Genomic DNA, 21,333 nt, shown 5'->3' on the forward strand with positions numbered 1-21,333 from the left:
TAATTTGTTCAGGTCAGAGTAAGTAGTTAGTAATAAGGGGTTTTGGATTTCCAAAGGCTCATAACAAGATCATCTGGCGCGATCAAAGGCGGAACCTCCCCATTATTTCAAGAGATTTGCACTTGCCCGCTGCCCTGAATTGCACCTAAGTTGACTCATGCGTCAATAAAAAGCCCGCCAACGGGCTGAACATCCTATCAACTGGGAGAAATCTGGATGAACGAACAACTCACTCACATGTCAAAGCAGGTCACAGCTGGAAAGCTGACCCGCCGTGAATTCATGGGCAAAGCAGCGGCACTGGGTGTCTCGGCCGCAATGGCAAGCACTATGTTTGCCGATGCGGCACGTGCCGCTGGTCCGAAAAAGGGCGGCGATCTGAAATTCGGTTTGCAGGGTGGTGAATCAACCAACTCACTTGATCCGGCAACCTACGCAAGCTCAGTCCCGTTCCAGAACGGCAAGCAGTTCGGAGACCAACTGGTCGAAGTGGCGCCCGACGGAACCATCGAACCGCGCCTGGCTGAAAGCGTCGAAGGAAGTGCAGACGCGAAAGTATGGACGTTCAAGCTGCGTCAAGGGGTCGAGTTCCACAACGGCAAGACCATGACCAGCGAAGACGTGCTGAAAACTATGCAGCGCCACTCGAACGAAGATTCCAAATCAGGTGCCTTGGGCATCATGAAAGGCATCGAGTCGATGAAGGCCGATGGAGATAATTTCCAGGTCACACTGACCGAGCCGAACGCCGACCTGCCGTATCTGATGGCCGACTATCACCTCATCATTCAGCCCGATGGCGGCATGGATAATCCTGCGGCAGGTATCGGCACCGGCCCGTACAAACTAGAAGTGGACGAACCCGGCGTCCGCCACTTGTTCACCAAGAACGAAAACCACTGGAACAGCGATTTCGGCAATTTTGACAGCGTAGAAGTTGTTGTGATCAACGATGCGACGGCACGGACCGCTGCACTGCAGTCCGGACAGGTCCACGCCGTCAACCGCGTTGAACCCAAAGTTGCCGACCTGTTGGGCCGTGCGCCTAACCTGACGGTGCATTCAACCGCTGGTCGCGGTCACTATGTCTTCATCATGCATTGCGACACGGCTCCGTTTGATAACAATGAACTGCGCACCGCACTGAAGTACGCCATCAACCGCGCGGAATTGGTTGACAAAGTTCTGCGCGGCTATGGCTCGATCGGGAATGATATGCCGATCAATTCAGCCTATCCATTGTTTGATGAAACCATCGAACAGCGCGAATTCAGCGTTGAAAAGGCTGCAGAGCACTATAAGAAATCTGGACATGATGGCTCTCCGATTATTTTGCGCGTTGCGGATGGTGCGTTCCCAGGTGCTGTAGATGCTGCTGCTCTGTTCCAGCAGACTGCTGCACAGGCTGGAATTCCGCTTGAAATCAAGCGTGAGCCCAATGATGGCTACTGGTCCGAGGTTTGGAACGTTCAACCCTTCTGTGCGTCTTATTGGGGCGGCCGCCCGGTTCAGGACCAGATGTACTCGACTGCATATCTGTCGACCGCAGACTGGAATGACACGAGGTTTAAGGTTCAGGCGTTTGACGACTTATTGTTCGCGGCAAAGGCGGAACTCGACCCTGAGAAACGCAAAGCCATCTACAGCCAAATGGGTCAAATGGTCCGCAACGAAGGCGGCCTGATCTGTCCGATGTTCAACGACTTTGTCGAGGGCATCAGCAACCAACTGGACGGATGGGAATCTGACCCGACGCAAGAGATGATGAACGGCAACATATCCCGCAAAATGTGGTTCGTCTAAAACGGGCTACGGATAATGCATCCCATCATCAAATTGGTTTCCCAGCGCCTGGCGCTGGGACTCCTTTTGCTGCTCGGCGCTTCGGCCCTGATTTTCGGCCTAACCGAAGCCCTACCCGGAGACGCCGCGCAAGCCGTCCTGGGGCAGTCCGCAACTCCAGAGGCCTTGGCAAACCTACGCGAAGAAATGGGCCTGAACCGCCCTGCCCTTACACGCTATTTCGAGTGGTTGGGCGGCATACTTCAGGGTGACCTGGGTCAATCCCTGACCAACAAACTTGATATCTCCGAGAGTATTGGAAAACGCCTTGGGAACACTCTGTTCCTGGCTTGCGTGGCAGCAATAGTTTCCGTACCGCTTGCAATCTTTCTGGGGCTGCTTGCCGTGCGGTTCCGCAATCGCTGGCCCGACAAACTGATTTCAGCCATCACCCTGACGACGGTTTCGATCCCCGAATTTCTGATCGGTTATGTGGTGATCTACTATATCTCAGTGAAATTGGGATGGTTCTCGTCGCTTGCGATGATCAATGATTCTATGTCGTTTGGACAAAAGTTGAATGCAATCGCGCTACCTGCCTTTGTTCTGACGCTGGTCGTGCTGGCACAGATGATGCGCATGACGCGCGCGGCCATTCTGAACCTCATGCAATCGGCCTATATCGAAACCGCTGAATTGAAAGGCCTCAGCACATTTCAGGTTATTGCCCGCCATGCCTTTCCCAACGCGATTTCACCGATCGTGAACGTCGTCATGCTGAACCTGGCCTATCTGGTCGTGGGTGTTGTCGTGGTCGAGGTTGTGTTCGTCTATCCAGGTATGGGGCAATACCTTGTGGATGCCGTGACCAAACGTGATGTGCCGGTTGTTCTGGCCTGCGGCGTGGTGTTTGCGGCCGTTTATATCGGTCTGAACATGGTTGCAGATATCGTGTCGATCCTTGCCAACCCAAGACTGAGGCATCCGAAATGATAAAGAACATTCCTCTTTCGGCTCTGATTGGCCTTATCTTCACCTTCGCCTATTTCTTTGTGGCGATCGCCGCCCCGTTGATTGCACCCTATGGAATGGCAGAAGTCGTCGGCGACGTCTGGGAGCCGAGCAGCCCCGAACATCTGCTAGGCACTGACAATATCGGTCGCGATCTGCTGACCCGCATGATCTATGGCGGGCGCACGACAATCTTCATCGCGGCAGCGGCGACGCTGCTCAGCTTTCTGACCGGTACGTCGCTGGGCTTGCTGGCTGCTGTACTGGGCGGATGGGCTGATCAGGCGCTCAGCCGTACGGTGGATCTGATCATGTCAATCCCGACTCTGATCCTGGCACTGGTCATTCTGGCCATCGTTCCGGTGACCGTCCCGATCCTAATCCTTGTTATGGGCTTACTGGATGCCACCCGCCCGTATCGCCTATCGCGATCTGTAGCGGTGGACATCAACGTTATGGACTATGTTGAAGCCGCCAAGCTGCGCGGCGAAGGGCGCGCCTGGATCATCTTCCGGGAAATCCTGCCCAATGCGCTGTCGCCACTTGTGGCCGAATTCGGACTGCGGTTCATCTTCATGGTTCTGTTCATCTCGACCCTGTCGTTCCTGGGACTGGGCGTCCAGCCACCGCTGGCTGACTGGGGCGGTATCGTGAAAGAAAACAAGGATGGCATCGTCTATGGTATCGGCGCAGCGCTTTATCCCGCTGTGGCCATTGCGACGCTGGCAATCTCGGTCAACCTGGTGGCTGACTGGGTCCTGAATCGTACCACATCGCTGAAAGGAGGCCGGGGATGAGTGATATCCTTCTCAAGGTCCGCGACCTCAAAATCGGCGCGACCGTCTATCCGCCGGGTGAAAAGCCCCATGACATCGAGATCGTGCACGGGGTCAGCTTTGACCTCGCGCCAGGCAAGGTGCTGGGTCTGATCGGCGAATCCGGGGCTGGCAAATCTACCATCGGTCTGGCCTCAATGGCCTATGGCCGTGGCGGTGTGAAAATCACCGGGGGCGAGGTTTGGGTGAACGGGCGTGATATCCTCAAGACATCTCATGGGGATATCCGCAAACTGCGCGGTGGTGAGGTAACATATGTTTCCCAATCCGCCGCCGCATCGTTCAACCCCGCAAAGAAGATCATGGATCAAGTGGTCGAGGCCGCAGTTGAGCAGAAGAAGTTTTCGCGCAAAGAGGCTGAAGCCCGCGCGCGTGAGCTTTTTGCCAAGCTGGGTCTGCCCGACCCTGACAATATCGGTGATCGTTACCCGCATCAGGTTTCGGGCGGACAGCTGCAGCGCTGCATGACGGCGCTGGCGCTTTGCCCCGAGCCTGATCTGGTGGTTTTTGACGAACCTACCACGGCACTGGACGTGACTACCCAAATCGATGTGCTGATGGCCATCAAAGACGCCATTCGCGACTCGGGCGTTGCCGCCTTGTATATCACCCATGATCTGGCAGTTGTGGCCCAGGTCAGTGATGACATCATGGTGCTGCGGATGGGCGATACGGTCGAATACGGAAATACCGATCAGATCATCAACCGCCCGCAAGAAGAGTACACACAGGCGCTGGTTTCGGTCCGCTCAATCGAACACGAAGAGAAAAAACCAACTCCTGAACCCGTGCTGAGCGTCGATGGTATCACCGCGCGCTACAAAGGCTTGAACTTCGACGTGCTGCATAATGTCAACGTCGAGCTTCATCCGGGGCAGACACTGGCGGTTGTGGGTGAATCCGGGTCGGGCAAGTCTACGCTGGCACGGGTCATCACCGGGCTTCTTCCGCCCCGCGATGGTGAGATTACCTTTGCGGGCCGCAAGCTCAGCTCTGATCTGAAAGGCCGCACGCGTGAAGACCTGCGCGAGCTGCAAATGATCTACCAGATGGCCGACGTGGCAATGAACCCGCGTCAGACCGTCGGTACGATTATCGGACGCCCACTCGAGTTCTACTTCAACATGCGCGGCGCCGAGAAACGCAAGCGGATCGTTGAGCTGCTGGATGAGATCGAACTGGGCGAGAAGTTCATCGATCGTTATCCGGCGGAACTGTCGGGTGGTCAAAAACAGCGTGTCTGTATCGCGCGATCGCTGGCGGCCAAGCCAAAGATGATCATCTGTGATGAGGTCACCTCGGCGCTCGACCCGCTGGTCGCGGACGGTATCCTCAAGCTTCTGCTGGATCTGCAAAAGATCGAGGATGTGGCATACCTGTTCATCACCCACGATCTGGCGACAGTCCGTGCGATCAGCGATAGTATCGCGGTGATGTACCAGGGTCGGGTGGTTCGCTACGGTCCCAAGAGCCAGGTGCTAAGCCCTCCATTCGACGACTATACAGACTTGCTGCTTAGCTCGGTGCCTGAGATGCATCTTGGCTGGCTGGAAGAGGTTGTCGCTCACCGCAAAATGGAGAGCGCGGGGAACTGATCCGCGCCCTTCTCATAGAAACACCGAAGACCATTCAAATTCCCGGCGCTGTGAACACAAGCAGACGTCGGGATTTTGCTATTTGGGGCGCAAATGCGCAGCCATAGCCGGACGAATCTCATAGGTTCGCCGGAACGAATACTCAGAAACAAGGGCCGGAACATGGACCGCAAACTGCTTTTGATCATCCTCGACGGCGTCCCCTGGCGCAACTTTCGTCGACTGTTTGGCAATCTTGAAGGATGGGTCGACAGCGGTGCTGCCCGGGTTTGGAAACTCCGCTCTGTACTGCCTTCGACCTCTGCCAGTTGCTATGCGTCGATCCATACCGGCGTCACACCGCAAGAGCATGGCTGTACAGGCAACGGCAACGTCTTCCGACTAAGCCATAAGGATGTGTTCAGTCAGGTGCGTGAGGCAGGAGGTGTAACCGGCGCGGTCACCCACAGCTATTGGTCTCAATTCTTCAATCGCCACCCGTTCGACTACGTCCGCGATGTTGAATATGACGAGCCCGACAACCTGACAATCAACCATGGTCGCTTTCATTCAATGACGGGATATGGCAACGCCAACCAGATGACGCCAAGCGATGTCGATCTGTTTGCCTCGCTCACCAACCTGTGTCTGCGCTTCGGACTGGATTATGGCATCCTGCACACTTGCACACTGGACAGCATGGGGCATCGTTTCTTCCACGATTGCGCCGAGATGGACCATGCCTGTTTCGTCATGGACGAAATGCTGGCCCCATTCATTCCGCGTTGGCAGCAGTTGGGTTATGACGTCATCGTGACGGCTGATCATGGTCAGGACGAACGCGGCCATCACGGTGGTCGCAGCCCGTTGCAGCAGGAAACAGCGCTTTACTACTTTGGAGAGGCCAAAGGCCCTGATCCCGATACCGTGATAGACCAGCTACAGCTTGCACCAACCATACTTCAGCGCATGGGCGCACCGGTGGCGGATACGATGAAAGCCAAGCCGTTCCTGACCTGACGCGGTTCAGTCGTAGGACCAAATCCCCTGCCCCAAAGCCTCAATCGCCACGGAAATCCGCTCAAAGCTGTCAGCGGCGCGCCTGACCGATGTTCGGGCGCGCAGGTATCCGTGGACCAAACCGGCCTCGTTGATGCAATGTGCTTGCCCACCTGCGGCTGTGATCCGGTCACAGTAAGCTTGCCCGTCATCGCGCAGCGGATCGCAATCGGCGGTCACCACCACCGTCGGCGGTAGCCCCGAGAAATCGACGTCATACAACGGTGCATAGGTAGGATCGTTCTGGGGCGTGGTCCCTTGATACCGAACAGTCTCATAAAACCGGATATCGTCCAATGTCAGCAGCGGGGCATTGGCATGTTCGATATACGACCCCTGCGACATATCTCCGCCTAAGCCGGGATATATGAGGACCTGCCCCAGCACATTTTCCAACCGCCCCCGACCATGGTGCGAAACGGCTGCTGCCAGATTGCCACCCGCGCTGTCACCGGCCAGCACGATCGGCTCTCCGTATTCCTGAACCACCCAGTTCGTGGCGGTCCAGCTATCCTGAAACTGCGCCGGGTGCACATGCTCAGGGCACAACCGATAGTCGACCGAAACGATCCGATAGCCCGTCTGGGCGCAGAGTTCCGCACAGACATCATCGTGGCTATCCAAGCCCCCGACGACGAACCCACCACCATGTATATAGATGACGGTCCGGGTGGGGTCACCGGCACTATAGATGCGAACAGGTACGCCATCGGCGGACCTGTCGCGCACCTCGATGCCAGGTGGGCGCGGCTGGCGGAAGTCCTGACACATCGCGTCATAGACCCGGCGTTGGTCAGCAATGGACATCTCTACTGTATCATCCGGATAGCTCTCGGCCGTGCGCCGGATGAAACCCCAGGTCTCCTCGTCGATCAGACGTTCATAGTCCATTGTTCCTCCGAATTATTCAGACCACTCCCATGGCCGGGTAAACGAACCCAGCACTTTTGAGACATCGTCTTCGGAAGACCCATTCGCGTCAAGCTGCGCGATAAGACCTCGCTTCTTGTCATCGATTACCGAAACAACCCGCGCTTCAATGCCTGCGGCGTCCAAAGCACCGTTGTAGATGCGAGTGATGGCCTGCTTGCGCAGTTCGGGTTTGAAAACCTTGCCAACGGCGGTTTTCGGCAATTCATCCAGAATGGTCATATGCTTGGGCTGTGCTGCACGTTCGTGGACGTGAACCTTGCAATAGTCCATCAGCTCCTGTTCAGTGACCGAGGCCCCCTCGACCAGTTCAACAAAGGCGCAAGGCACCTCACCCGAATGCGCATCGGGCTGACCGATAGCCCCAGCGAAGGCGACCGCGTCATGGCCCAGCAAGGCCTCTTCGATTTCTGCAGGGTCGATATTGTGTCCGCCGCGAATGATCAGGTCCTTTGCGCGACCGGTGATCCACAGATAGCCGTCCTCATCAAACCGTCCCAGATCGCCCGTGCGCAGGTATTTATCGAAATGATAGAGGTCCGTATTCTTGTCGGCCTCGGTATAAGTATTTCCCGCGTATACGCCGGGGTTCGAGATGCAAATTTCACCGATCTGATCTACGCCGCACTCGGTTGGTCCATCCGGCCCGTCCTGCAGGATTTTGACGTCCGTATAGGGGAATGGGATGCCGATCGAGCCGATCTTCTTTTCCCCATCCACGGGGTTGCATGACACCAGACAAGTGGCCTCGGTCAGGCCGTAGCCCTCGACGATAGTAACGCCAGTCGCTTCTTCAAAACGACGGAACAGTTCGACCGGCAACGGAGCTGATCCCGAAAATGCTGTTTTAACGCTGGATATATCCGCATCCACAGGTCGCTGCATTTTGGCTGAAATCGCTGTCGGCACTGTGATGATGAACGAAACCTTCCAGCGTTCGATCAGTTTCCAGAAATTGTCGAATACACCATCACCGCGATACCCGGCAGGCGTCGGGAATACCACATGTGCACCAGACGACACCGCCGCCATCACGATGACATGCACCGCAAAGACATGGAACATCGGCAGAGGGCACATGATGACGTCGTTTTCGTCAAAGAGCAGCGTGTTGCCCAACCAGCCATTGTAGATAAGGCCCGAGTATTTGTGCTGCGCTACTTTCGGCATGCCCGTAGTGCCGCCCGTGTGGAAGTAGCACGCCACCCGATCTTCCTGGCTATCCTCAAAGTTCAGCGTTTTAGGTTGCTTGTTCAGCTCATCAAGGAAGTTCTTGTAATCCGCATGGGCCAGCTTTTCTTTATCACCCATCTTTGGGCGCAAGAACGGTACAAGCCAGGATTTGGGCGGCGTCAGATAGCGATTCAGGTCGATCTCAAGGATCGTGTTGACACCCGGAGCGTGACGCACAGCCTCTTCAACCTTTTGGGCCACATCGGTTTTGGGAAAGGATTTCAGGGTGACGACAACCTTGGCCTTGGTCTCACGCAGGATCGCCGCGATCTGCTCTGGCTCCAGCAACGGGTTGATCGGGTTCACGATCCCGGCCACCGCACCGCCCATCATGGTGACCAGCGTCTCGTTGCAGTTGGGCAGCACATAGGCCACCACATCGTTTTCTCCGATGCCAAGGGAACGGAATAGGTTGGCGGCCTGATTGACTTTGCCCAGCAGCTCGGACCATGTCAGCGTCTCGGCCTTGTCGCTCGGGCCGGACAACAACTGAAAGCTGATCGCTTTATGGTTCGGGAACTTGCCCGCCGTCCGCGACAACAGTTGATGGAAGGTGACGGGTACGTCCCGATCTTCCCACGCCATCTCCTGCTCGATGCGCGCCTTGTCTTCCAATCCCACAAAGGCCATGTGGCTCCTCCCCTGATCTGTCTCCCGTGTCGCGCACAGGCTTGTTTGTCACCTCCAAGATGGAAGCAAAACACACCATGCGCAAGCAAGGGCTTAGCGATCAGGTCCGGGAATATGTAGAATGACGCTACGGCGAAACGAGATGTGCCGGAGCGTCACTTTATTCTGCAGCCACCCCGTCGGTGAACTGCAAGCGTGCGAGGCGGGCATACAAACCGTCCTGCGCCACCAGATCGTTATGGGTACCCTGCGCCACAATGCGCCCGGCTTCCAGCACGACAATCCGGTCTGCCTTCTTAACGGTCGCCAGACGGTGCGCCACGATCAGAGTGGTGCGCCCTGCCCTCATGTTATCAACCGCACCCTGCACCGCACGTTCGCTTTCTGCGTCCAAAGCCGAGGTCGCCTCGTCCAGCAGCAGCACCGGTGCGTCGCGCAGGATGGCACGTGCGATGGCGATACGTTGCTTCTGACCACCCGACAGCATTACGCCCCGTTCGCCCACAAAGCTGTCATACCCTTCGGGCAAAGCCGAGATGAACTCATGCGCGGCGGCGGCTCGGGCGGCGGACTCGACTTCGGCATCTGAGGCGTCCAGACGGCCAAAGCGGATATTCTCGCGCGCCGAAGCGGCAAAGATCACGGGGTCTTGCGGGACCAGCGCGATGTGCTGACGGAAGTCGTCACGGTTCAACTCGCGCAGGTCGAGCCCATCAAGACTGACCTGTCCCGCATCGGGATCATAGAACCGCTGAATCATCTGGATGACTGTTGTCTTGCCCGCACCAGACGGGCCAACAAAGGCCACTGTCTCCCCAGGTTTAATCTGCAGTGACAAATGATCCAGCGCGACAACGTCCGGGCGCGCGGGATAGTGGAATGTCACATCGTCGAAACGTATCTCTCCGCGTACGGGCACAGGCAAATCCTTGGCCTGCGACGGATCATTGACGGTATCCTCAGCGTTCAGCAGCTCGACCAAACGCTCCGTCGCACCTGCAGCGCGCTGCAACTCGCTCCAGATTTCGGACAACGCGGCGACTGAACCCGCCATGATGATCGAATAGATCACAAACTGGATCAGCACGCCCTCGGTCATAACCCCGTTACGCACATCATTCGCACCCATCCACAGCACGCCAACGATGCCCGAGAAGACGAGAAAGATCACAATGACGGTCAGAATCGCACGGGTCTGGATCCGACGCAGAGAAACTTCGTACGAAGTTTCTGTCATCTCTCCGAACTGCGTCCTGCTGGCGTCCTCATGAGTAAAAGCCTGCACGGTTTGCACCGCACCCAACGCCTCGCCGGCATTTCCAGAGGACGCCGCAATCCAGTCCTGATTTTCCCGGCTGATCACCCGTAACCTGCGGCCCAGTACCAATATTGGCACAACCACCAGCGGAATCAGTAGCAACACCATCCCAGTCAGCTTAGCCGATGTCAGCAGCATCAGCACCAGTCCGCCGACGAACATCAAAAGATTGCGGAGCGCGATGGACACAGACGATCCCAGCACCGATTGGATCAGCGTTGTGTCGGTGGTGATCCGGCTCAGAACTTCGCCGGTCATGATGCGCTCGTAAAACTCGGGGCTCATCCCGATCACGCGGTCAAAAACCGCCTTTCGGATATCGGCCACCACACGTTCACCCAACCGGGTCACCAAAGCATAGCGAATACCCGTACCCACGGCGAGAATCCCGGCTATACCGAGGGCGGCCAGAAAGTACCATTCAAGCAAATCACCATCTTCGATGCGGAAATTGTCGACCACACGCCGCACAGCCAAGGGCAATGTCAGCGTCATGCTGGCCGTCAGGATCAACGCCAGAGTCGCGCCGATCATCAGCAGTCGATAGGGCTTCATAAACGGCCACAATGACCGCAGCACGCCAATTTTTTTAGACCTAGCCCGTTCATCGTAGGCGCCGGGCGCTTGTGCATTTGCTGGATTGGCGGAGCGTGTTCTTGCCATATCTGGCCCTTGTATTCTGGTCGCAGCCCTTATCAGGCGTCAATCAACGTTTCATGGCGGCGTGGGACAATGGGGTCAAGCTTTGGGCGCAATTCGGGGCACGATCCGGGCCTTTTGACGCATTCGACCGGAATGTTAGAGATGGAGGGGCTGAGTTGGAGCGGGTAGACGGAATCGAACCGACATAGCCTGCTTGGAAGGCAGGGGCTTTACCATTAAGCTATACCCGCTCAGTGCTTGCGCTGATTATTTTATGTACCAACCATCGTCAAGCGCGAAGTTGTGTTTTCAGCCTCAGATACGGCGCACGACATCAATGACACGATCTTCAAGAAATTTTCAGATGGGCGGCAAAAAGGGAAGTCGTGGCAATTCAATGGTCGTTAATTAGCGATGGAAAACAGATCTGGGTCACCACCAAACGCAAGGGAAGTAACTTGATTCCGGTATCTAACTCACACTGGAGAAAAACACTATGCATGCTTATCCCAGCCTTAGTGTTCACTTGCCTGATCGTGTTGACACTCTCGCAGCAGTCGCCCGTATGGATGCCTTTGGATGATGCCTATATAACAATCGGAAACGTGGATCTGTTTCTTTCGGGGCGCTCAGATCTTTACGGCAATGATGGTCCGACCGGCGCAAGTAGCTTGGTTCATTTTCTCGTGCTGGCCTTTTTATCGCAATTCACCACTACACCAGAGGCCAGCTTGGCCTTGAGCGTTCTAAGCGCCGGCGCATATATGATTGGGTTATGGTTGTTACTGTGTTCCGTGTCAGGCTCTCGGATTGTTGCAGCATCTGGGTCGATTGCGGGTCTCTTATTAGGATTCGCGTGGCTCCACCTTATGAATGGCCTAGAGACTGGTATGGCAATGGCAGCCATCACTTGGGCCTTTTTTCTACGCCAAACCAATCGCCACGTCGCGCTATCGATATTGATTGGCATAATGCCTTTTATCAGACCGGAGTTTTACGTTCTTTCTGCTCTCTTGTTCATTTCTATCATCGTCGTGAAGCCGATCAACTACGCGTACTGCGTCAAGATTTTTTTCATTTCCGCATCCGCCTACATAATCTTGGCACTTGTGAGCGTTCTGATTCTAGGCAGTGTTTGGCCTGATACTGCCGGCGCGAAAGAGGCGTTTTTTGCAGAGAAAGGAGAAGTTTTCTCTAGTCGACTGATGGTCGCTCTGCGCGCCGTGGTCGAGACCAATCTGCTTGTGGTTTTCTCGGGCTTGGTCTTCGCACCATTCCTTAGGGGAGGCTGGGTTGCCTTAGCTTTTTTCGGAATTTTTGTGCTCTCATCAGCTCTGAAACTACCGGGTGCTCTGTATCACAACGATTTCCGCTACCTGTATCCGTTGCTACCAATTGCAATTGCATCTTGGACAGCGGTCCTGACGGCGCGTCAAGTTTCTTCGGCCCCGGTCTTTGTGATCGGTGCCCTCCTGTCGGTATACGCTTTTGCGACAAGCAGTTGGCCAGTCTACACCATACAATGGAAATCGGGTAGCGAAGAGCGTCTTATTACAGCGGAATGGATGACTGAGAATTTACCGTCGAATTCTGTAGTAGGTGTTCACGACGCAGGCTTTATACCCTGGAAGATCGCCTCAACAGTCTCGAATCAAAACATTCGGTTCGTTGATCTTGTCGGCTTGAAGTCGCCTTCCGCGATCAAATTTCACGAGGAATTCACTGCCCCCTCGAATGGTAAAGAACGATGGCGAGCATTTGATGTGTTGGGGCGGGAACGTAAGATTGATTACATCATTGTTCTGGATCGACCGTTTTGGCGACGTATCGAAGACAGTTTCAAGACTGCGGGCTGGGATATCAATCTTATTTTTGCCAACGAGGGCGGATATCAAGTGTTCTCAGCCAACCCAAATTGAGCGGAGCAATTGAAAACTACCTGTTTTGAACTGATGTTTTCGAAATGGAGAATAACTCAACCTGCGGTTTGAAAACAAACTGTCATGTTACGTGAATATACGCTGTTCACCAAAACCCAATTCAGACAGCCAGGAGCTATCCATGACAGACGTCGATCTCACCACCCTTTCCGCCGACGATTGGGATGAGTTGCACTTCCCCCGCCCGGATGAACACGACTTCGACCGCGTGGTTGAAAGCGCTATCTCGCGACGGGGTTTCCTGTCAGGAGTAGTGGCATTTGGGTCGGGCGCTGCGGCGATGGGCGCTGGTTTGTTGGGCTCAACTTCAGCACAGGCGGTCGATGCACAACGCTTTGCCTTCACGCCGATTCCCGCCCAGACCGATGGGACAGTCCACGTTCCGGAAGGTTATGAGTGGAAGATGCTAATGCGCTGGGGCGATCCGCTGTTTTCCGAGGCCGATGGATACGATTTGACCGATGGCGGTAAGGTTGAAAACTCGGACAAGGTTTTTGGCGAGAATACGGATGGGATGGAGACATTCTCGTTCCGGGGTCACGAGCTGATTGCGATCAACCACGAGTACCCGAACCGCAAGATCAACCTGCCTGCCGCGCAGGAAGGTGTTCCAACCCGTGCCGATGACGTTCTGAAATTGCAGAACATTCAGGGTGTGACCGTGATGGAGATCAAGGAAAGCCCGGAGGGCTGGTCTGTGGTGAAGGACAGCCCCTTCAACCGCCGAATCCACCACAACACTCCAATGAAGATCGTCGGCCCCGCCGCCGGTCATGACCTACTGAAGACCGAGGCCGATCCGACAGGCACCGCGTCGCTGGGCACCATGAACAACTGTGGTTCCGGCAAGACACCTTGGGGCACCTACCTGACCTGCGAAGAAAATTTCAACGGCTACTTTGGTTCGTCCGACAAAAACGCCAGCTACGATCAGAAGGTCGCGGACGGCATGAAACGCTATGGCATCAAGGCTGAAAGCTGGAACGGTTACGAACTGTTTGACCCCCGCTTCGACACCTCGAAAAACCCCAATGAGCCGCACCGCGCAGGCTGGATCGTTGAAATCGACCCGACCAAACCCGACAGCACTCCGGTCAAGCACACCGGCCTTGGTCGCTTCAAGCATGAAAATGCTGAGGTCGCGCTGGCTGCGGACGGTCGTGTCGTGGTCTATATGGGCGACGATGAACGTGGCGAGTATCTTTACAGGTTCGTCTCGAACGCGGCCTATGCGCCCGGTGTCGACACTCAGGGCTTGTTGAATGACGGCACGCTATATGTCGCCAAGTTCAATGACGACATGAGCGGCGAATGGCTGCCGCTGACGCCGGAAACAACCGGCATGGACGCGGCTGAAATTCTGATCTTTACCCGTATGGCCGCATCGGCTGCGGGCGGCACCACAATGGACCGCCCGGAATGGGTGGCCTCAAGCCCTGTTGCGGTCGAGGCATATTGCTGCCTGACCAACAACAAGAACCGTGGAGTTAAGCCAAATGCTGGGGGTGATGACACTGCAGTCAACGGCCCTAACCCGCGCGAGGCCAACAAATACGGCCAGATCGTGCGCTGGCGTCCAGCGGATGAAGATCACGCGGCCGCTGGCTTTGATTGGGATCTCTATGTCATGGCCGGAAACCCAACTGTTCATTCGGATAACCGTGGCGGATCGGCAAATGTGAACGAAGGCAACCTGTTCAACTCACCCGACGGCATGGCCATCGATTCGACCGGTCTGGTCTGGATTCAGACAGACGGGAATGATGACAACGAGGAAGAATTCGCAGGAAACGGCAATAACCAGATGCTAGTTGGCGATCCCGTGACCGGGGAGATTGTGCGCTTCATGACCGGCCCGAATGGCTGTGAAGTCACCGGTCTGGCCTGGTCGACCGACCTGCGCACCATGTTTGTTGGCATCCAGCATCCGGGCAGCAATTGGCCCGATGGCGGTACGCCGCGTTCGTCGGTGATTGCGATCAAACGCACCGACAACGGGCTGGTCGGCTAATCAAGCCCTTGCATCAAAAGCGCCCCTGAACTTCGGTTCCGGGGCGCTTTTTCATCTCAATTCAAATATCCTCACCCGGTGGATCAAGCAGCCCGCCCGGCGCAAGCAAGGCACGTTCTGAAAGCCACGGGTTCAGTTCGAGTGCATGGTTCAGCGCCGTTCGCGCTTCGTCCAGCCGCTTGAGACCCAACAGCGATAATGCCCGCCCGCTAAGCGCCGCTACATGGTTCGGGGACAGCTCAATGGCCCGATCCAGATCGATCAGGGCCGCACCGTAATCCTGCAGCAAATAGTTGACGAATGCCCGCTGATTGTACCCCTCGGCATAATCCGGGCAATAAGCGACCAGAGCGTCAAACTCGGCCAGCGCACCGGTCAAATCCCAAGACTCGCGCAGAGACATCCCGCGATCCAACAGGGTTTGAGATCGGGCGTCCGGCGCATCGGTCCAGAGTTGCCACATCCGTCCCGAAATGCCCCGCGCCTCGCGCTCAGACGACGCGGTTTGGGCTTGCGCAATCAGGGCGTCGACGCCAGAGATATGATCCGGCGCGACCGGGCAATCTGCAGAAGCCTGAGCGGCAGAACCAGCGAGTATGGCAACGATAAGTACGTTTTTCATCCTCTCTAACCTGATCCATCAGGCGTTTAGGTCAACTGCTTTATAGCGGAGCCAGCAACCCGGTTTCTTTCACCGCCTCCATCGCAACGAAGGTGGAGGTGTTGGCAACATGCGGCAGGGATGAGATTTTCTCGGCTAGCACCGTGCGGTATTCCGTCATCGATCGGGTCCGGATTTTAAGCAGATAGTCAAAGTTGGACGCGATCATATGAGCCTGTTCAATCTCAGCAACTCTGCGCACCGCTGAATTGAACTCGGCCAGTGCTTTTTCACGAGTATCTGTGAGACGCACCTCGACAAAGGCCACATGGTCAAGGCCCAGACGGATCGGGTCCAACATGGCGCGATAGCCTGTGATGATCCCGTCAGCCTCAAGCCGTTTGAGCCGCGCCTGTGTCGGCGATTTTGACAAGCCGATCCTGCGCGCAAGGTCCGTCACTGAGATGCGGCCATCTTCAGCTAATGCCGTAAGGATCGCACGGTCAAAGCGATCAAGGCTGGACAAGTCGTTTTGCATAATCAGGCTCCTATATTTCAGTCAATTCGACCAGAATTCGAGGAAGTTCGGTCCATTCTCCTGACTGTAGGCGGTTATATTAGGCAAAAGCCCCGGAGTACACATGTCACACAGCCTACGCACCAAAATCGACACTCAGACTTATGCCGACCAGTCCACTGTACTGGACGCGCTGATCTCTCAGGCCAAGCTGTCAGAGGCCGACCGAACGGCCATTTGTGAGGCTGCAGCACAGCTGGTGCGCGACATCCGCTCAAGCACGTCGCCTGGCATGATGGAAGTGTTTCTGGCTGAATACGGCCTATCCACAGATGAAGGCGTTGCGCTTATGTGTTTGGCCGAGGCGCTGTTGCGTGTGCCAGATGCGGATACCATTGACGCACTGATCGAAGACAAGATCGCCCCGTCAGACTGGGGAAAGCATCTGGGACAATCATCCTCGTCACTGGTGAACGCGTCGACATGGGCGTTGATGCTGACAGGCCGGGTCCTGGACGAAGACAAATCCTCGCCCGTCGGCGCGCTGCGCGGGGCCATCAAGCGGCTGGGTGAACCAGTGATCCGCACCGCCGTTGGTCGTGCGATGAAAGAAATGGGGCGTCAGTTCGTTTTGGGCGAAACCATTCAATCCGCCATGAAGCGCGCCAAAGGCATGGAAGATAAGGGCTATACCTACTCGTACGACATGCTGGGCGAGGCGGCACGGACAGAGGCCGATGCTGCCCGCTATCACCTGTCTTACTCGCGCGCGATCGCCGCTATTGCCGAGGCCTGCACCCATAAAGACATTCGCGAAAATCCGGGCATCTCGGTCAAGCTGTCGGCCCTGCACCCCCGTTATGAGCTGGCACAAGAACAACGGGTGATGGACGAACTGGTGCCCCGGCTGCGCGCGCTGGCTTTGCTGGCCAAGGCGGCGGGCATGGGACTGAACGTTGACGCGGAAGAGGCCGATCGCCTGTCGCTCTCGCTGCAGGTGATCGAAGAAGTTATGGCAGAGCCTGCACTGGCCGGTTGGGACGGGTTCGGCATCGTCGTGCAAGCCTACGGCCCACGCGCCGGGTTGGTGCTGGATACGCTCTACGAGATGGCCCAGCGGCACGACCGCAAGCTGATGGTGCGGCTGGTAAAGGGCGCTTATTGGGATACCGAGATCAAGCGCGCGCAAGTCGAGGGCGTCGATGGTTTTCCGGTCTTCACCGATAAGGCAGCGACGGATGTGTCCTATATCGCCAACGCCCGCAAGCTGCTGGGAATGACCGACCGTATCTATCCGCAATTCGCCACGCATAACGCCCATACCGTCAGCGCCATCCTACATATGGCGGACGGCCAGCCATTCGAATTCCAGCGCCTGCACGGGATGGGTGAGACCCTGCATCAGATCGTGCGCGACAAGCGGACCTCGCGCTGCCGTATCTATGCTCCGGTCGGTGCGCATCGGGATCTGTTGGCCTATCTGGTGCGTCGCCTTCTGGAAAACGGGGCAAATTCCTCGTTCGTCAATCAGATCGTTGATGAGGAAGTCGCCCCAGAAACCGTTGCCGCAGATCCGTTCGTAGCCGTTCAAACGCCTGGCAAACCGCTGCCAACCGGGCCTGAGTTGTTCGCACCGGAACGTCCAAACTCGAAAGGTTTTGATCTGCACCATACGCCAACGCTGGACCAGATCGACATCGCACGCGACGCCTTCCGCGCCCATCATTGGTACGCCCGACCTTTGCTGTCGGATGATGCACAGCCTTTGGCAGACACTCCCGTGATCAATCCCACGCAACCACTGGATCGTCCCGGTTCGGTTGCTGCGGCCAGCCCCGAAGACGTGGAACTGGCGTTGGCCAGCGCTTGCCCATGGCAGGCCTCAGCCGAGAAGCGCGCTGACATTCTAAATAAAGCAGCCGATCTCTACGAAGCGCATTTTGGAGAGCTGTTTGCCCTGCTCGCCCGCGAAGCCGGGAAATCAGTGCCTGATGCAGTTGCCGAGCTGCGCGAAACGGTTGATTTCCTGCGCTACTACGCCGCCAATATTCCTGCCGCCAAACCCGCCGGAATATTCACCTGCATCAGCCCGTGGAACTTCCCTCTGGCGATCTTCACCGGGCAGATATCGGCTGCGTTGGCCACCGGCAACGCTGTGCTGGCAGCCCCTGCCCCGCAAACGCCCTTGATCGCCCATCGTGCCATTCAACTGATGCATGAAGCAGGCGTTCCACGCGATGCGCTGCAACTTCTTCCGGGCGGGCCGAAGGTGGGTGCGGCGCTAACGTCGGACGAACGCGTCTCTGGTGTGGCCTTTACCGGTTCCACCGCGACCGCGCTGAAAATCCGATCAGCAATGGCGCAGCACATGCGGCCGGGTACGTCATTGATCGCCGAGACCGGCGGCCTGAACGCGATGATCGTAGACAGCACCGCGTTGCCGGAACAAGCCGTGCAGTCGATTATCGAAAGCGCGTTCCAATCGGCAGGCCAGCGATGCTCGGCCCTGCGCTGCCTCTATCTGCAAGAGGATATTGCCGATGACGTTCTGACCATGTTGCAAGGGGCGATGGACGCTTTGCATGTGGGCGATCCTTGGCTGATTTCAACTGATTGCGGCCCGATCATTGACGAGCAAGCCCGGCAAATCATCGCGGACCACGTGGCCCAGGCCCGCTCAGAAGGACGGGTACTGAAGGAGATGACAACGCCTCCTGAGGGTACATTTATCGCACCGACTCTGATTGAGATACCCGGCATCTCGGCGCTAGAGCGCGAGGTGTTCGGTCCGATTCTGCACGTCGCCCGGTTCAAGGCGCAAGATATCGACAAGGTCATCGCGGATATCAATGCCACGGGCTACGGCCTGACCTTCGGCCTGCACACGCGTATCGACGACCGGGTGCAGCATGTGACCGAGGCGATCCATGCCGGTAATATCTACGTCAACCGCAACCAGATCGGCGCGATCGTCGGCTCGCAACCCTTCGGCGGCGAAGGTCTGTCCGGCACCGGCCCCAAGGCGGGCGGCCCGAACTATATGGCACGGTTCTGCGCCCCGGATAGGCAGAATGCGTCGGGACGCTGGGACAGTTCGGCCGAACCAGGTGCGCCTGAAGGGCAACCTGCAACGCCCAGCACCCAATCGCTGCCCGGTCCCACCGGCGAATCAAACCGCCTGACCGAATATGCCCGTGCCCCGCTTTTGTGCATGGGTCCGGGGGCCGAGGCCGCCAAAGCTCAGGCGGATGCGGTCAAATCGTTGGGTGGTACAGCGATCCGTATGACGGGCATGCTGGATCTGCACCGGCTTGAAAACCTGACCGGTTTCTCGGGTGTTCTGTGGTGGGGCGACGACGACACTGCCCGCCAGATCGAGCAGCATTTGGCCCGGCGCGATGGCCCGATCATCCCGCTGATCCCCGGGCAGCCCGACCGTGCGCGGGTACTGGGGGAACGCCATGTCTGTGTCGACACCACCGCCGCCGGAGGCAACGCCGCCCTTCTGGGAGGTGCGGCATAACCGGACCTTGACGCTGGGCGGCGAAAAGCCCAGCGTCGCGCCATGTTTCCGATCCGAGACCATAACCCTTCGGGGCGTACTCCGTTTGTTGTTTATGCCCTTATGGCTGCGAACATCCTGATCTTCCTCAGCTATGTGGGTGTCATGGAGGATGCGCGGCTGATCAATCAGCTTTATGTTGACTACGCAGTCATTCCTGCCCGGATAACTGACGGCTATGGATTCGAGACACTCGTGACGTCAATGTTCCTGCATGGGGGCTGGATGCATCTGGCGGGAAACATGCTGTTCCTGTGGATATTCGGCGACAACCTCGAAGACGAAATGGGGCATGTGCTGTTTCTCGTGTTCTATCTGCTGGCAGGAATCGGAGCAGGGTTGATTCACGTCTTTTCGGCACCGGATTCGGTGGTGCCAACAATTGGCGCGTCCGGAGCGATAGCCGGTGTCATGGGCGGCTATCTTCTGTTTTTCCCAAAAGCGCGCGTAGATATCCTGTTGATTCTGATCGTCTATATCCGGATCTTTACCATCCCGGCCTTTATCATGCTGGGTGTCTGGCTGGGCCTGCAATTCCTTGGCAGCCTCTCCAGCAATCCCGATGAAGGTGGCGTTGCCTATTGGGCGCATACCGGAGGGTTCTTTGTTGGTTTGATCCTGTGCATCCCCCTATGGCTCAGGCGCGGAGGGACTGGGTTCTGGAACCGCACCCACGGCCATCCACCGCATCCGGAACACAAGTACAAACTCTCGCAATCACGCATCCCCAGAGTGCCGCGCAAATAATCAAGCGTCAGCTCTTGGGTAGCCTACCGCCGCTCAGGTGGGTGATCTCTTGCGCCGCGCGCATGACCAGATCGCCCAACTCGGGCGCGCGTTCTCGGCTGAACCTTACGGTGGGTCCGGATACCGAGATACCGGCGCAAGGCTCAGCCCTGTCATTGAAGATGGCCGCACCAATGCAAGACATACCTTCATACCGTTCTTCGTGATCGTAAGACCAACCTCGGGTACGAGTTTCAGCCAGATCTGTATACAGGCCTGAAGCGGGCAACTGCGTATTTTCAGTGAAAGCAACCGGATCAATCCGGCCCAGAACTTTGCCTAAACTCTCTTCGCTCAACGCAGCGAGAATAGCCTTTCCTGTACCGGACGCATACATGGGCGTCCGCGCACCGGGTGGAAAGAAGGCCCGGATGGGGTTCTGAGTTTCGACCTGCCCGACAAAGACCACCTCTGCTCCATCGGGTACGGCCAGATTTGCGGTCTCACCGCTGTCTTGCATCAGACGCCGCAGGATCGGCCTGCCGATTTCCAGAACGCTGTTGCGCCGCAGGAAAGACGCACCGGTCCGATATGCTTCGATCCCGACCAGCCATTCCTGCCGTTCCTCATCAAAGGATACGAATCCGTGTTTTTGCAGTGTCACAAGAATGCGATGCGTGGTGGCCGTCGGTACATCGACCTCGCGGGCAAGATCGCTTAGCGCGACGCGCTCTAGCCGGGCAACGGTGGTAAGTACGCCCAGCGCCCGATCCAATGATTGCATGGTCCCGGCCGAACTTTCTTTAAACAGCGATTTGGGTCTGCCGCGCGGTCGCTTTTGCGTTTCCATTTCTCACCTGGCTTTCGGACTTTCCCCCGAAAACCCGAACCAATTTTTTTGGCCCGGAATTCTCCGAGATCATTTTGATAAACTGAATTCCTATCCGTTTCAGCACCTTAT

Annotated in this window: 16 protein-coding genes and 1 tRNA gene; 10 read left to right on the forward strand and 7 right to left on the reverse strand. The window is 56.7% G+C overall.

Annotation, left to right across the window (positions count from 1 at the left end; translation table 11 throughout):
- The first annotated feature begins 216 nt into the window (after positions 1–216).
- The 5 genes from I5192_RS10665 (at position 217) to I5192_RS10685 (ending at position 6,223) form a co-directional block, all read left to right on the forward strand.
- Positions 217–1,803, forward strand: coding sequence for an ABC transporter substrate-binding protein (locus I5192_RS10665; RefSeq protein WP_170401652.1), 1,587 nt, complete (start codon positions 217–219; stop codon positions 1,801–1,803).
- 15 nt (positions 1,804–1,818) lie between these two features.
- Positions 1,819–2,775, forward strand: coding sequence for an ABC transporter permease (locus tag I5192_RS10670; protein WP_170392259.1), 957 nt, complete (start codon positions 1,819–1,821; stop codon positions 2,773–2,775).
- Positions 2,775–3,590 carry an ABC transporter permease gene (locus I5192_RS10675; RefSeq protein WP_170402849.1) on the forward strand — a complete coding sequence of 272 codons (816 nt, stop codon included), beginning with the start codon at positions 2,775–2,777 and terminating at the stop codon, positions 3,588–3,590. The genes I5192_RS10670 and I5192_RS10675 overlap by 1 nt, the downstream gene beginning before the upstream one ends.
- Positions 3,587–5,224, forward strand: a complete 1,638-nt coding sequence (locus tag I5192_RS10680) for an ABC transporter ATP-binding protein (RefSeq protein WP_170512411.1) — start codon at positions 3,587–3,589, stop codon at positions 5,222–5,224. Before I5192_RS10675 ends, I5192_RS10680 begins: the two co-directional genes overlap by 4 nt.
- Positions 5,225–5,386: 162 nt before the next feature.
- Positions 5,387–6,223 (forward strand): alkaline phosphatase family protein, encoded by an 837-nt coding sequence (locus I5192_RS10685; RefSeq protein WP_223116819.1) that lies wholly within the window; start codon positions 5,387–5,389, stop codon positions 6,221–6,223.
- Positions 6,224–6,229: 6 nt separating this feature from the next.
- Here I5192_RS10685 and I5192_RS10690 read toward each other — a convergent pair whose 3' ends face one another.
- From I5192_RS10690 to I5192_RS10700, 3 genes are all read right to left on the reverse strand, one after another.
- Entirely contained in the window at positions 6,230–7,153 is a 924-nt protein-coding gene (locus I5192_RS10690; RefSeq protein ID WP_223116820.1) for an alpha/beta hydrolase, read from the reverse strand.
- 12 nt (positions 7,154–7,165) lie between these two features.
- Positions 7,166–9,055 carry an acyl-CoA synthetase gene (locus I5192_RS10695; protein WP_223116821.1) on the reverse strand — a complete coding sequence of 630 codons (1,890 nt, stop codon included), beginning with the start codon at positions 9,053–9,055 and terminating at the stop codon, positions 7,166–7,168.
- 160 nt (positions 9,056–9,215) lie between these two features.
- Entirely contained in the window at positions 9,216–11,036 is a 1,821-nt protein-coding gene (locus tag I5192_RS10700; RefSeq protein ID WP_170392269.1) for an ABC transporter transmembrane domain-containing protein, read from the reverse strand.
- On the opposite strand from I5192_RS10700, the gene I5192_RS10705 reads away from it, so the two are divergent.
- Positions 11,030–11,224: a hypothetical protein gene (locus I5192_RS10705; RefSeq protein WP_170392271.1), complete on the forward strand. Its 195-nt coding sequence runs from the start codon at positions 11,030–11,032 to the stop codon at positions 11,222–11,224. The genes I5192_RS10700 and I5192_RS10705 overlap by 7 nt on opposite strands.
- On the opposite strand, the gene I5192_RS10710 is transcribed toward I5192_RS10705, so the two are convergent.
- Positions 11,193–11,266, reverse strand: a tRNA-Gly gene (locus I5192_RS10710). The two genes, I5192_RS10705 and I5192_RS10710, sit on opposite strands and share 32 nt — an antisense overlap.
- A 135-nt stretch (positions 11,267–11,401) precedes the next feature.
- Here I5192_RS10710 and I5192_RS10715 point away from each other — a divergent pair.
- The gene (locus I5192_RS10715; protein ID WP_223116822.1) at positions 11,402–12,934 is read left to right on the forward strand and encodes a hypothetical protein; all 1,533 of its coding nucleotides are present in this window, start codon (positions 11,402–11,404) and stop codon (positions 12,932–12,934) included.
- Between the two features lie 142 nt (positions 12,935–13,076).
- The gene (locus I5192_RS10720; RefSeq protein ID WP_223116823.1) at positions 13,077–14,966 is read left to right on the forward strand and encodes a PhoX family phosphatase; all 1,890 of its coding nucleotides are present in this window, start codon (positions 13,077–13,079) and stop codon (positions 14,964–14,966) included.
- Positions 14,967–15,027: 61 nt separating this feature from the next.
- On the opposite strand, the gene I5192_RS10725 is transcribed toward I5192_RS10720, so the two are convergent.
- Complete coding sequence (locus I5192_RS10725) at positions 15,028–15,588, reverse strand: tetratricopeptide repeat protein (protein ID WP_223116824.1); 561 nt, start codon at positions 15,586–15,588, stop codon at positions 15,028–15,030.
- Between the two features lie 40 nt (positions 15,589–15,628).
- Positions 15,629–16,105: an Lrp/AsnC family transcriptional regulator gene (locus I5192_RS10730; protein ID WP_170392279.1), complete on the reverse strand. Its 477-nt coding sequence runs from the start codon at positions 16,103–16,105 to the stop codon at positions 15,629–15,631.
- Positions 16,106–16,208: 103 nt separating this feature from the next.
- Here I5192_RS10730 and putA point away from each other — a divergent pair, with 103 nt between their 5' ends.
- On the forward strand, positions 16,209–19,607 hold the full coding sequence (putA, locus tag I5192_RS10735) for a bifunctional proline dehydrogenase/L-glutamate gamma-semialdehyde dehydrogenase PutA (RefSeq protein WP_223116825.1): 3,399 nt from the start codon (positions 16,209–16,211) through the stop codon (positions 19,605–19,607).
- A gap of 42 nt (positions 19,608–19,649) precedes the next feature.
- The gene (locus I5192_RS10740) at positions 19,650–20,393 is read left to right on the forward strand and encodes a rhomboid family intramembrane serine protease (protein ID WP_223116826.1); all 744 of its coding nucleotides are present in this window, start codon (positions 19,650–19,652) and stop codon (positions 20,391–20,393) included.
- 7 nt (positions 20,394–20,400) lie between these two features.
- Here I5192_RS10740 and I5192_RS10745 read toward each other — a convergent pair whose 3' ends face one another.
- Positions 20,401–21,222: an IclR family transcriptional regulator gene (locus I5192_RS10745; protein ID WP_223116827.1), complete on the reverse strand. Its 822-nt coding sequence runs from the start codon at positions 21,220–21,222 to the stop codon at positions 20,401–20,403.
- Positions 21,223–21,333 lie beyond the last annotated feature (111 nt).

This window comes from Ruegeria sp. SCSIO 43209, from assembly GCF_019904295.1.
Classification (GTDB): Bacteria; Pseudomonadota; Alphaproteobacteria; order Rhodobacterales; family Rhodobacteraceae; genus Ruegeria.